Raw genomic sequence first — 13,312 nt, 5'->3', positions numbered from 1 at the left:
AATTTGGAAAAATAGGTTATTGGATATTTTCTAACTGAAGATCGCCTGTCGCCTCAAGTAAGGAAACACCTGCACGACGCTGGTCATAGATCACTTTGTTCAAGGCCATTTTGGTTTGTTGCAAATCCGTGATGGCCTCTAACAGTTGGTTCACTGTAGCAAGCCCTTCCGCATATTCTTTTGAGCGGATTTCAAGGCCAAGATTTGCCTTTTCAACCTTTTGCTGCAATACGGCAATTTTACTGCTATTGACCTGAAAATCAACCTTCGTTTTTTCTAAAGATAAAGCCAATAGTGAGGTGGCGTCCTCGAGTTTATTCACTGCAATAGTATGGTCTATTTTTGCTATCTGACGTTCATGAGCGGTATGAAAACCATCGAAGATTTCCCAGGTAACCGCTACACCAACCATACTTGCAGGGTCCACAACCGCCATATCCTTCATGTTAATATACTGCGACGTTCCGAAGGCCATCGCCTTAGGCAGATAACCCGAAATGGTGGCTTTCTGCTGATATGATCTTGCCGCCACCGATTCCTTCAATGCTGCCACTTCTGGTCGGTGATTGATATCGTTCCCTGTAGAAACCTGCACCCATGGTGTCAGTACCACATGATGCATAGCAATTGCTTCGGCAGGCTCTCCTGTAAGTTGCTCAAGACGGGTCAAGACCAACTGCTTATTTCCCGACAGCTCAATGTCTTTGGTATCAAGATCCAATGAGGCAATTTCTATTTTTTGAAGATCGTAACGGGTAATTAATCCATTGGCCTTCGCTTTTTGGGCCCGCGTCTTTTCCTTATCGAGCAACTTTCTGGCATCATTCAATACTTGTTCCGAAGCGGAAATCAGCCCTAATTTATCGTAATAATCCGTTACCTCTTTAATCACCTGCCCTTCCTGACGTTTAACCATCAGGCGTTCAGCGGCAATTTTATGATCCAGCGCCTTGGAAAGATAAGTCACTTTAAGGCCTGAAAACAATACCATTTTCGCGGAGATACCTGCGTTCCAGATATTCATATCATTGGAAGTCAAACCAAACGATGACGGAATCTCAGGCAGTTTGCCGATTAACTCCGGCAACATCGCTCCCAAAGCGGGGTTTCCTGCTGCAATAACTGGCGCCAAACCACCAAGCATCCCACCAAGGTTTTGCCCCATTCCCAAAATTGATTGAGGAGTTTGGATATCATGGACATTCAGACCTGCATAAGCATAACCACCATTAAGCGATACCTTTGGGATAAAAGTTCCCCAGGCCATCTTCTTTTGAATTTCCGTTTTGTGATAACCTAATTGTAGATTCTGCACTTCCCTGTTTTGGTGCAGGGCCTTTGAAATTAGGTCTTGTAAATAAGCACGGTCTTGGGTCTGCTGTGCTTCCGTATTAATTGATTGTGCTTTTGACGGCACCCACAGGGTGATGCTAAAAACCATCAAGCAAAAAAATGTCACTTTCCTTTTCATCATTAAGGCGTCTTGTTCTAAATGTTGAAACAAAAGTAAAACAAAAATCAGAAAATGGAAACCGATAAAATAAAATTAGTTCCCTATTAGGAAACCTAAAAGATGGGAATAACCAAAAACACACCTTATAATAATCCTATGGCTTATTTTCAGAAACTCATTGAAAAAATAAAAATGAATATTTTTTCATAAAAATCTTTATGCGCTGAAATTGTAGTCATATTTACAGAAACGAGGCGCTAAAAATACCATATTAAAAAGGAATACTATGCTAACATATAAAGATGATAATATTTACTGATGCATTTAAAGTGATAATCCTCAATCATAAAACCAATAATAGTCATTGATGAATATATATTCACCCAAGTATAGATATAAAAAAAGCAGCCATAATGACTGCTTTTTGTAAATATTATAAAACTGGAAAATTACTTTTCCTCATTTTTCATGCTATAAGGCTGTCCTGTATTCTCCAATACCGACCACCAAAGTTCACCTGAAAGGTCAATTTTCTTACGAGAACTTGTTGCTGTAGGAATTGGCAAGAAGGTAAAGTGCATATTCCAACGGCCCACTACAAAGTCTGTTTTACCAGCCATTACACCATGAACCGCATTCATTGCCAATGAAGAACAGAAGATAGAATCTGCTGCAATCGCTGGTTCAGAACGGATGATATAAGAAGGGTCAATATATTTTACCGTTGCCTCAAAGTTCTGATCTTTGAAGAATTTCGAGATAGAATCTTTCAACAACAAGCCAATATCCTGGTGCTTGATGTTTCCTGAAGCATCTTTCTCAACATTTTGGTCATCCTCAAATAAGTTCTGACCCGCGCCTTCGGCAACTACGACTACTGCATGGTGTCCTTTTACCAGACGATCCTTCAGGCTCTCCAAAAATCCATTTGGTCCGTAAAGATCAAATTCAGATTCAGGAACCAATACAAAGTTCACATCAGGCATGGCCAAAGCCGCATTAGCAGCAATAAAACCAGAGTCACGACCCATTACCTTAACAATAGCAACACCATTGTAAGCACCTGTAGCCTCGTTGTGAGCATCACGGATGATTGGCGCAGCAGTTGTAAAAGCGGTTTCGAAACCAAAAGTTTTGTGGATAAAATTGACATCATTGTCAATCGTCTTAGGAATACCCGCAGTAGCGATTTTCAAGCCACGACGCTCGATTTCTTCCTGAATAACGTGGTTACCAGAAAGGGTACCATCACCACCGATAGTGAACAACATTTTGATGTTGTTACGCTCCAAAGTATCCACCATGCGCTCGATATTCTGACGACCACGGCTTGAGCCAAGAATCGAACCACCGAACATGTGAATGTCTTTTACTTTTTCTGGGGTAAGGTCAACCCACTCGTGACCAAATTCAGGAATTAAACCTTCATAACCGTAAGGAATTCCAACAATATTTTTAATGTTGTAACGGTAATAAAGGCCGTTTACAACTGAACGAATAACGTTATTGATACCTGGGCACAAACCACCGCAAGTAACGATCGCTGCCTTGGTATTGGATGGAGAGAAGAAGATTTTTTCACGGGGCCCCGCCTTTTCAAACGTAATTGGATCCGTCCCTTCTTTCAGGCATTTTTTAAATCCTTCCAGAGTAGGATCATATAAAATGCGGTCATCGTTGTCTACAAATAATCCCTCCGCCATCGGAGTATTCTTGTAAGCAGTATACAATGGAGATGTAACTGTACATTCTCCCAAAGATTTAACTTCGAAATCTTGATTTGTCATCGCTTCTATTTCCGTTTGCTTATTTCCTTCAATACTATATTTGAATCCAAAGTTATTTGAATCCTTCATTAAAATTAATGACCTGCCTTACCTTTTAAAAGATAATGCTCCAAAAAAACTGATATTTAGCAGATTTGGGCGTTCAATTGCATTACAGGCTATTAACATACATTAAAATACGAAAATTTATCGCTTGTATAAAGGTAAATAGCAAATGAATCAGCACAAACCCGAGCTACGCCCTGGTTATTTGATGGTCTCGTTTTAATTTTGCCAAATATGAGAAAAAAAAGATGGAACTCACAAGGGTTCGGAGGATTTCAGCGGTGAAAAAAATAAATAAAATACATGATTTCCTTTGAATTGGTTAACCAATAGGATGGAGATAAAAAAAGAGGCGTCCATAACCACCTCTTTTCATTTGTTTGCTAAAACAATCAGTCCAGCAGCTCCACTTTCTGAGCGCCTTCTTTTATAGATTCAACAATGCTTGGATCCAGCAAAGTTGAAATATCTCCAAAATTCTCCACCTGCCCTTCGGCGATTTTGCGGAGTATTCTTCTCATGATTTTTCCCGAACGGGTTTTAGGCAACCCACGGACAATCTGCACTTTATCTGGCCGGGCAATCTTGCCGATTTTCTCTACCACCGTCGCCATGATTTCAGCCTTGAGTTCTGTAATCGTGCTGACCTCAAGCTTGGAGGAATCGCACACTACATAGGCATAAATTCCCTGACCTTTGATGTCATGAGGGTAGCCGACAACGGCACTCTCAATAACCCCCGTGTACATATTGATGGCATTTTCAACTTCTGCCGTACCGAGGCGGTGACCTGAGACATTAATCACATCGTCCACCCGACCCAGGATTCTGTAATAACCATCCTCATCCCTTCGGCAACCATCCCCTGTAAAATAATACCCTTTGAAAGTAGAGAAATAGGTGTTTTTACATCGCTCATGATCCCCCCAGGTGGTGCGGATCATTGATGGCCATGGGAATTTGATACACAGATTTCCTTCCACACCTTTTCCTTTTATCTCCTTGCCTTCCTGATCCACCAAAACAGGCTGAATACCTGGCAAGGGTAAAGTGGCATAGGTCGGCTTGGTTGGCAACACCCCAGCAATTGGACTGATCATAATACCACCAGTTTCGGTCTGCCACCAGGTATCGACAATCGGGCAGCGCCCTTTTCCAATATGGAGGTGATACCACTCCCATGCCTCACGGTTAATGGGTTCCCCAACCGTACCAAGCACCTTGAGGCTCTCCAATCGATAAAGTTCTACATACTCCAAACCTTGCGCCATCAGGGCGCGGATGGCCGTTGGAGCGGTATAAAAAATGTTCACCTTCAGGCGATCCACAATCCGCCAGAAACGGCCAGCATCAGGATAGGTCGGGATGCCTTCAAACATGACGCTTGTCGCCCCTTCCAACAAGGGGCCATATACTATATAAGAGTGCCCAGTAATCCAGCCAATATCAGCTGTACACCAGTAAACATCATTTTCCTCGTACTGAAATACATTTTTGAAAGTATAGGCGGTATATACCATATAGCCGCCAGTCGTATGCAAAACCCCCTTAGGCTTCCCTGTGGAACCAGAAGTATAAAGGATAAACAAAGGATCCTCGGACTCCATGATTTCTACTTTACAGTTCGCATCCACCTGCTCGAGCTCTTCGTGCCACCATACATCCCGACCGGCGGTCCAGGAGGTATGATCTTTCGTGCGCTCATAAACAATCACTGTCTCCACCACTCCAGGGCATTTTTCCAATGCCTCATCAGCAATGCTCTTCAAAGGGATCACCTTATTTCCTCTCGGGCCAAAATTGGCCGTCAGCAACACCTTTGCGCCAGCATCTTTTACCCTGTCTGCGAGGGCCTGCGCTGAAAAGCCGCCAAAAATCACCGAATGTATCGCCCCTACTCGTGCACAGGCCAAAACTGCAATAGCGAGTTCTGGAATCATCGGCATATATAAACATACCCGATCACCCTTTCTCACACCTTTAGACTTGAGAACATTGGCAAATTTACACACCTGCTCATGCAATTCCCGATAGGTAAAAATACGGTCCTCCTCTCGGGGATCATTGGCAACCCAATGTATGGCTGTTTTTTCAGCCCGATGTAAAAGGTGCCGATCGAGGCAATTTTCCGTAATATTTAATTGCCCTCCTTTGAACCAGGAGACATTATAATCTTCGAAATCATATTCAAGAACTTCATCCCAGTGTTTTCGCCAGACAAATCGCTCGGCTTGTGCGGCCCAAAAGCCCTCGGGGTCGGTAACACTCTTTCGGTAGTCTACGGCATAGTCCTCAAGATTTTTAATTCTGCTCATGTTGGTTGTGGTAATTTTAGTTTTAGCTTGACTGTATTAGTTTCCTTGAATCCTTTTGTAAACTGCTGCACCTGTTAAATAATAAAAAATTATAATTATCGGATTATTAACTTAACAACAGAATAAATTAAGGCCTAATTATTGATTAACAGAATTTAATAGTATTTTTTAAGAATTCACAATTATTAACCGAAGATTTACCGTATTTTTTCCACCTTCATAAGCTGACCAACAGCCAGAAAAATCCCAAAGCGGGTTTCCAAAAAAATCGAGGTATAAAAAAATCCCACTTTTGGAAAAAAGTGGGATTTGAATATGTTATGTAGCGCCTATGAATTACAAAGCAATCTGCGCCTGAATTCTGAATTGTTCTGTAGTTTGTGCTGCAGAAAGGTTGTTGAAATCATTGGTGTATTCCGCAGTAATCTTTGCGTGAACCCCCATCAAGTACCAGTTAGCACCAATGTTCATTTGGTATCCGTTCTGATCTGCATATTGGAAACTGCTTCTTGAATATGCTGCGTAAGGCTGCAAGCGGCCTTTCTCCGAGAACTTAGGTAATAGAAAGCCAACCTGACCGTACATTACATCACCATTTGAAGTCCATTTGCCTTTATAAGCGTCGTTACCATAATCGTAGTGGTAATAAGCGCCATATGCTGTAAGTGCTCCACGACCCATTGGGGCATCATAGAAAAGATCAGCAGCAAAATGCTTCACATCATTGGTTTGAACAGCATTTTTAAAAGCATTCATATCTGTTAACGACAATTGCTTCAAATCTGAGAATGACTTTGATTCACCATTTTTGGTCTGAATCATGCCATCTTTATGATAGAAGAATCCTGCACCAACATTGAAGATGTGTTTCTGACCCAAATAAGTTCCGACAGCGAAAGGTAATTTATCTGATTCCTGATCCAAGAACTGGTAAGTGAAATAACCCTGAAGAACGGTATTTCCCAAGTTGCCATTAGACAAGTATTTTGATGCATACGCACCGTTTGATGTCAAGTCGGTTTTACCAGTAGCATCAAATGAATTTTCCATTGCATCGTTAAATGCCATGCGGTAATGTAATTTACCGATATGTCCTTTGGTGTAAACACCGATATGGCGAACAAACTGATCTGAGTTACCCAAAGTAGGCCACATGAAGAAAGGCTTCTGCATGTCCAAAGTCAGCATATTGATCGTAGAACCGTTGCTCATTCTTGATAAACCATTCCAATAATGCAAACCTGCACCAATAAACATAGAAGCAGGAGCTGTATCGAAAATTTTGTATTCCGCCCATGCATCATGTAAAAATACCTGAGAAGCATTTCCTGAACCTGTTGGAGACATATTGTGTGCACCAAGGCTGTTGGTACCAAAGTGTGTAACGATCAAGAAGCGATCTGACATTTGCGCCATCGCCAATAAACGTGCACGGCGAACACTTGGTGTGAATTTGAATTCATGCTGTGCATTCTCCTGACCTACAGCCCAGATTTGCGCCCACATGATAAAACGGATATAAGCAGAACCACTCTCATTCAATTTCAATTGAAGTGGATGGTAGGTTTCGTGGTGATCAGCAGTCACAGGGCCCACTACTACATTTTGCCCCAATTCCGTTGTTGTTTTATGGCCTTCAGCTTTGGTAATTGCTGAAATAGAAATCAAAAACACCAATAGTAAGGCTACTTTAAGCCCCGATTTTTGTAACAATTGATTCATTATCAAAAGCGTTTAGTCTTATAAGTTAAGTGTTCAAACGAACACTGAATGAATTGCAAAAACTTTACCCAAATGATGGATAATGCAAAAATTCTTGAAAAAAGATAAAATTGATCTATAAAAAACATACTTAAGATCATAATTGAGCTTTCGATCTAAAGTAGGATCTCCTCGATAAAAATTCTTGGCAAGGTCATTGAACACCACTCCATAAACAACAAAAAAATTATGGAAACGGTATTACAACTCATTGAATTACTGAACAATAAGGACGAATCTCCAAAAGCAATATTGGTTCACCCTGAGAGCTACGATATATTGAAGTTATATCAAAAAGATGATTTCTATATTTCATTTTTCAAGGGAAATCCACCCATTTTAGTTTCGGATGATTCCATTCCCTTGGGTCAATTATCGGTTAAATTCTAACAATTTTATTACATCATTTATCATCCCATAAATTTAGAATTTTATTCTAAAACATAGGCTAAGGCCAATAATATTATTATATTTGGATTATAATAATACAACTTAACCTATGATTAAGCATATAAAAACTTGGCTATCAGCCATATTGGTGCTATGCTCAACATCTGCCTGTGATCACAGCTGGCTTAATGTAGAGGAATTAAACATCGAGCAAAATGATGGACACTACTACATGCCTGTTGGACAAGCCAATTACAGCATGCGGGAGTTTATGAAGCTCGTTACAGGTGATGAGGTGAATATAGATGAAACCGAAGACGGCCAACTTTATTTGCGATACTCCCACAACATCGAATCCCAAACGTTACAGGATCTTATAGAAATTCAGGATGAACAGTGGCGAGAAGATATCAATCTCGCATTGCAGCAGGTTCCTTCCTCCAATCAGCGGATGCAGGCCGATGGGGCACTGATCGCGCATCGTGAGTTTGAGTGGGAAATGGCCGCTATTGAGGGTTTTCAGATGACAGAACTGAAATTTCTCGAAGCACTAATGACCTTCAGATTTGAACACAGTGCCAGATCGCTTTTTATGGTCAACATTACCATTCCAAGTATAAGAAATGCAGATAAAACGGTGGTTAGTTATGAGGTAGATTTGGCTAATAACCTCCCACAACTCAGCACAACATTAAAGGATCATTTTCTGAGCCTGAGAAAAGAGGGCGACAAAAATTACGTGGACATCACCATGGATGTTTACGCCAAATCGGGCACTCCACCCGATATTGCCACTTTACAAGAGCCGCTACAAATTACCTCAACAATTACCAATGCTGAAATGGCCCACATTTACGGCTACCTCGGCCAAAAAAATGATTTGCTCGAGCTTGCGCCTATTAACCTGGAATTCATGAAAGAGATGGAGCCTGATCAGATCAAGCTGGCTTCATCGAAAATGACCGTAAATATTACAAACAAATTTGGGGCAAATCTGGATGTTGACCTGCAATTGGCAGGCAGCCGCGATGATACGCAAACCGCTTTAAACCATACCGAGGAATTACTGATTCAGCGTGCTGCTAATATTGGCGACGAAGCGAGTACAATTTTTACTTTCCATCGCGATAACAGCAATATTACTGATTTACTCAACACCTTCCCCACCTCCATAGCCGTGGCCATCGACGCCACCTCGGTACCGCATAATGCCAGTGAAGGCGAAGAGTTGAACTTCTTTTCCAGCCATGGGGGAATTGATGGTACTGTGGATATTGAAATTCCGCTTGAAATGTCTTTTGACACCTTCATTTACGATCAATCCACCGAAATTAATGAGATTGACGTCGATACCGCAGCGATACAAAGTGCTTCGATCATCATCAATACAACCACGACGATCCCCTCCAATATTGCTCTGCAGTTTGTTTTTATCGGTGAGAATGATCAGCCCCTGGCTACGCTCTTTCCCGCCGCGGGCAAACTGATTGTCGGTTCCTTTGATGGAACACCGCAGGAATCTATCAGCCATACGAATATTGACAAAACCACCCTTTTTGCGCTCTCTCAAGCTAAAAAGATCAATACCTACTTTACATTCGATACGCGTACCGATCAATCGTTACAAAAATCCAAATTTGTCGCCGATCAGAATATCGATATAAAGATAGGGCTGAACGTCAGCATGAAAATTACCGACTTATAACCTCCAACCCGCATCAACCCATGAAATACTTTCTATTCCTCATTATGGCTTTTGGAGCGTTCTACAATACTCATGCTCAAAATCAGCAAACCCTCTATCAGTTTGACCCTCAGAGTAATGCAACAGCTTTTCAGATGAATCCTGCATTCATCCCCGCTGCCAAATTCACCATCGGGTTACCCATAAGCCAATTGAATATTCAAGGGCGTTTTGGACTGAAACCCACTGATATTGGCACCTATGATCAAGAAACGCAAACGTTGAACATTAATGCAAACAATTATAAAATAAGATCAGGGGAAGATTTTGAAAACCGTTTCTCAGGAAATTTCACGCCCATATTTATTGCTTATTCCAATGGGAAAACGGCATTTTCTTTCAGTGCTGGTACCCGATTTTACGCACAGCACCAAGTTTCGCAATCCCTCATCGACCTTGCCATTAATGGCAATGGCTTTACGGAGGAAGAACTTGCTGGCGGTCAATATACAAAAGTAACGACAGGAAATATTTCCACCTCTAATATAGTTTATGGGCAAGCATCGATGGGTTTTGGAAGAAAAATAGGCGAACGCCTGACCATCGGGCTGAAAGGTAGCTTTCTTTGGGGCATGTATAATGTGAGTACCAATGACATGAGTGTGACCATTGAAAGCGATGCCCGTGCCAACCGAAACAAGGTGCATTCCAGCGACGGGGTGATCAATACCTCCAATATTTCTGACAATTCCGCGCATGGTGACGAGATTCTTTCCGCCATTTCTCCAAATGGAAATTATGGCGTAGCCATAGATTTGGGAATCAATTATCAGCTGACCGAAAAGGTGACCATCAGTGCTGTCGTTAAAGATATGGGCGCTATCCAATGGGATCAGCAAACAGAAGAAATTACTTTTTCAAAAAGTGCAATTGACCAAAATGGAATTGATTTGGATCGCTTCCTGAATATCAAGAGTGAGTCTGATGGCAGTGATGTGGATTTTTTAGAAGAAGTTACCGACCAATTCGAGGAAGTTTTGCAATTAGACTCCGTCCAAAATAAAAAGCACACTGCAACCTTACCGATCAGAAATATGATCAGTATTGATTACCAGCTATCCAAGCGGCACCGCGTAGGCCTAACCTCCATTAATGAGTTTCATCAAGGATCATGGAATGCAGGTATCAGCACTTTCTATAATTTTTACCTTGGCTCAGCCTTTTCCATGATTGTCAACTGGACAGCAATTAATAATAGCTATGATAATATTGGCGCAGGATTTCGATGGAATATTGGAGCGGTACAACTTTACATGCTGACAGATAATATACTTGCGCCACTGCGACCACACCAAACCAATAATTTTGCACTATCTACAGGTATAAACCTGCAGTTTGGTCGTAAAAAAATGAAGGTTAAGAATTGGGAGGATTAAATTTATCAATTTTCTACAATTGTTACCAGGGTCTGATGATTGATGATAAGCTTGGGCTTCATAAAAAAATGTACCAATATTTGACATCAATCATCGGCCTGTTTTTAATAGGAAGCACCAATAGGGTCCTCAATTGTGCTACATAAAATGCCCACCATTCCCTCCAAGTATTGCCTCTTCATTAAGTTCTCCTTACTGAGCCTGTAAGGAAAAAGGGACATCAAAAAGAATAACACACACTGAATCCACAATATCAGTTATCGACGACACTTAAATCTGTGTTCAATACCGATTCATCGATCATTTTTTTAAGATTGGCAATAAAATGCGGACTATCGCTTTGACCTGATTCTTCAATTGTCTGATTCGGGAAATGGAAGATCGCCTTACCACTTAATGCAAAATTGAGTATTGCACTATATATGATCGACACAAAGAAAGTGGGGCTTATCCTCAGGTCTATATTATATTTCAGGGTAACCTTCAGCAATTGTTCGTTCAGGCCTGCAAGAATTGATTCTGTAACACCGATTGCCCGAGCGCACAACATTGGCCGCGCATTGAGATGTTGCTCAATCTGAACCACTTTTAACAATGGCCGCAATTCAATAAATAACTCCAGCAGTGCAATACAATTCTCTGTAAAAGACTGCGCGGTCAGATCTTCAGACTTACAGGAGTTCATCAGGTCACTGACTCTTTTCTGATACATTACTATGGATTCATTGAGAATCGCCTCCTTGGAGCCAAAATAGTAATTCAGCATTCCCTGGCTTACATTGGCACTCTGCGCAATCGCTCGAGTTGATGCTCCATCATAACCTTTGGCAGCAATTACATTTATGGCTCGTTGTAAAATTAGTGACTTCTTCGTTCTCGATATCATAACTTAATTATCTTCGAATTAACCATTCACTCACCGTAATAACACGTGGGCTATGGCTTATAAATAATGTACAAGATGTTCAAGTCACGCTATAATCACAAAATTCAAAATCAAACAACTAAGTAAACCGTTAATAGCAGATTAGAAAAATTAACTCAATCAGTTGATTAACAGCACTAACTATTGGTTAAAGTTGAATCAACAGCCATTTTAATCGCTATATCATATCGATATTTATTTGTATTCTAACCCAATTATAATAATTACTATCCCGAAACAAAACCCGAAATAGTGCTAATCATAAAAATAGGACAATGGTTTGGGACAAAAAAATACCACCAAAGGTTGGTGGTATCATTTGTAAGGCAAATTTATAATTCTTCAAGCATTTCATTCTCGATCCGTTCTTGCCGTTTTCGGCTTTTAAATTCAGAGGCCTGCCGCTTAATATCAATCTTTTCCATTTCGCTGAGCGCATTTTTCAAACGCTCCCTTTTCAGTTCAAATGGAAAGTTGATACTTTCGAGTGCCTGTAACTGAAGGGGCGTTCGTGTCCGCTTAATTTGATTATACATCCATGCATAAAGCTTCTTCTCAGAAGTAGGGACGTTGAAGTGGCCATGTTTCTTGTAGAAGCGTTTCATTTTGAGGAACATTTTCTCCCAATAGTCCTCCAGTACATTCCACGAAAAACCGATATCCTCAAGGCGCTTGATCCGATCCAGCGGCATTCTGTTTTCTTTATACAATCTGCGCTGTTCATTCACAAACCGACTCAATTTGTAAAGATCAGAACCACGGGGCCATAAGGTCTGGGAAACGTGCGTCGTCCCATATTTTTCTTTATAGTCGATCAACTTACCAATGTTCTCTTCGAACTTATCGGCTGTTCGGTAACCCCAATCAAAATTAATCGCTTCCAAAAGATCACGCTTCTCCTGGGAAAAAACCGAGCGGGTACGAGAGAACCTTCGCTGGTTTTTACACCACAGATATAATTTTGAAAACTTGGCATCACCATGAGGCACTTTAGAGTGCCCATGTTCCTCATAAAAAGCTTTTAGCTCTTCATATCGCTCTATCCATTTGGCATCCCAATATTGATGATTTGAGGCTTTTGAGATTTTTTCCATCAAAATATCTTGAAGTTAACTGACTATCATTACACATATATGTATACCAAAAGTTTAATCTATTGATCAGCGAATTGAGTAAACGCATTATTAACCCCACTTCCATCCTTAACCGCAACAAACACTCAACCCCTTTAAAACCAATGATATACAAAAATATTGTTTAATACTCAAACAATATTTATTCAGAAATTTAATTTATTATAACCATAATTTAACAGAATAAATATGTAATTCTGTTTAAGATCAAATCAAATAAGCTAAGTTCAATTTTTTTTGTACAGAACAATTGACTATCGCTATCTGATAGGAATGGTATGAATAAGTAACATCCTGTCCTTAAAAATAATAATAATTTTACCTAAACAAAAGTATTTTATTGACAATCTAAAGCAAAAAAATACAATTTGAAAAATTGGACA

At 40.6% G+C, this 13,312-nt stretch carries 9 protein-coding genes; 3 read left to right on the top strand and 6 right to left on the bottom strand.

Annotated features, from left to right (window positions below; genetic code table 11):
* Nucleotides 1-16: 16 nt before the first annotated feature.
* The 4 genes from AABK40_RS19900 to AABK40_RS19885 all read right to left on the bottom strand — a co-directional run bounded on the left by AABK40_RS19900 (nt 17) and on the right by AABK40_RS19885 (nt 7,322).
* Nucleotides 17-1,441 (bottom strand): TolC family protein, encoded by a 1,425-nt coding sequence (locus AABK40_RS19900; RefSeq protein WP_332921786.1) that lies wholly within the window; start codon nt 1,439-1,441, stop codon nt 17-19.
* Nucleotides 1,442-1,902: 461 nt separating this feature from the next.
* Nucleotides 1,903-3,240, bottom strand: coding sequence for an ATP-dependent 6-phosphofructokinase (locus AABK40_RS19895; protein ID WP_338399078.1), 1,338 nt, complete (start codon nt 3,238-3,240; stop codon nt 1,903-1,905).
* Nucleotides 3,241-3,677: 437 nt separating this feature from the next.
* A complete protein-coding gene (gene acs, locus AABK40_RS19890; RefSeq protein WP_332921788.1) occupies nt 3,678-5,600 on the bottom strand; it encodes an acetate--CoA ligase in 1,923 nt (640 codons plus the stop codon).
* 336 nt (nt 5,601-5,936) lie between these two features.
* Nucleotides 5,937-7,322 carry a hypothetical protein gene (locus AABK40_RS19885; RefSeq protein WP_332921789.1) on the bottom strand — a complete coding sequence of 462 codons (1,386 nt, stop codon included), beginning with the start codon at nt 7,320-7,322 and terminating at the stop codon, nt 5,937-5,939.
* Nucleotides 7,323-7,550: 228 nt separating this feature from the next.
* On the opposite strand from AABK40_RS19885, the gene AABK40_RS19880 reads away from it, so the two are divergent.
* From AABK40_RS19880 to AABK40_RS19870, 3 genes are all read left to right on the top strand, one after another.
* Nucleotides 7,551-7,751 (top strand): hypothetical protein, encoded by a 201-nt coding sequence (locus AABK40_RS19880; protein ID WP_332921790.1) that lies wholly within the window; start codon nt 7,551-7,553, stop codon nt 7,749-7,751.
* A gap of 109 nt (nt 7,752-7,860) precedes the next feature.
* Nucleotides 7,861-9,456, top strand: a complete 1,596-nt coding sequence (locus AABK40_RS19875; RefSeq protein ID WP_338398884.1) for a hypothetical protein — start codon at nt 7,861-7,863, stop codon at nt 9,454-9,456.
* Between the two features lie 20 nt (nt 9,457-9,476).
* Nucleotides 9,477-10,871, top strand: a complete 1,395-nt coding sequence (locus AABK40_RS19870; RefSeq protein ID WP_338398883.1) for a DUF5723 family protein — start codon at nt 9,477-9,479, stop codon at nt 10,869-10,871.
* 253 nt (nt 10,872-11,124) lie between these two features.
* Here AABK40_RS19870 and AABK40_RS19865 read toward each other — a convergent pair whose 3' ends face one another.
* Together AABK40_RS19865 and AABK40_RS19860 are read right to left on the bottom strand one after the other, a co-directional pair.
* A complete protein-coding gene (locus tag AABK40_RS19865; RefSeq protein ID WP_338398882.1) occupies nt 11,125-11,757 on the bottom strand; it encodes a TetR/AcrR family transcriptional regulator in 633 nt (210 codons plus the stop codon).
* A gap of 371 nt (nt 11,758-12,128) precedes the next feature.
* Entirely contained in the window at nt 12,129-12,890 is a 762-nt protein-coding gene (locus AABK40_RS19860; protein ID WP_332921794.1) for a helicase associated domain-containing protein, read from the bottom strand.
* Nucleotides 12,891-13,312 lie beyond the last annotated feature (422 nt).

Source organism: Persicobacter psychrovividus (assembly GCF_036492425.1).
Classification (GTDB): Bacteria; Bacteroidota; Bacteroidia; order Cytophagales; family Cyclobacteriaceae; genus Persicobacter; species Persicobacter psychrovividus.
The sequence above is the reverse complement of the archived record's forward strand: the minus strand, read 5'-3'. Positions and strand labels throughout refer to the sequence as shown.

What these genes read in the sequence shown, in the direction of transcription:
- AABK40_RS19865 (WP_338398882.1), bottom strand. Translation starts at nt 11,757, where the DNA reads ATGATATCGAGAACGAAGAAGTCACTAATTTTACAACGAGCCATAAAT.
- AABK40_RS19875 (WP_338398884.1), top strand. Translation starts at nt 7,861, where the DNA reads ATGATTAAGCATATAAAAACTTGGCTATCAGCCATATTGGTGCTATGC.
- AABK40_RS19885 (WP_332921789.1), bottom strand. Translation starts at nt 7,322, where the DNA reads ATGAATCAATTGTTACAAAAATCGGGGCTTAAAGTAGCCTTACTATTG.
- AABK40_RS19860 (WP_332921794.1), bottom strand. Translation starts at nt 12,890, where the DNA reads ATGGAAAAAATCTCAAAAGCCTCAAATCATCAATATTGGGATGCCAAA.
- AABK40_RS19895 (WP_338399078.1), bottom strand. Translation starts at nt 3,240, where the DNA reads ATGACAAATCAAGATTTCGAAGTTAAATCTTTGGGAGAATGTACAGTT.
- AABK40_RS19900 (WP_332921786.1), bottom strand. Translation starts at nt 1,441, where the DNA reads ATGGTTTTTAGCATCACCCTGTGGGTGCCGTCAAAAGCACAATCAATT.
- AABK40_RS19880 (WP_332921790.1), top strand. Translation starts at nt 7,551, where the DNA reads ATGGAAACGGTATTACAACTCATTGAATTACTGAACAATAAGGACGAA.
- AABK40_RS19870 (WP_338398883.1), top strand. Translation starts at nt 9,477, where the DNA reads ATGAAATACTTTCTATTCCTCATTATGGCTTTTGGAGCGTTCTACAAT.
- acs (WP_332921788.1), bottom strand. Translation starts at nt 5,600, where the DNA reads ATGAGCAGAATTAAAAATCTTGAGGACTATGCCGTAGACTACCGAAAG.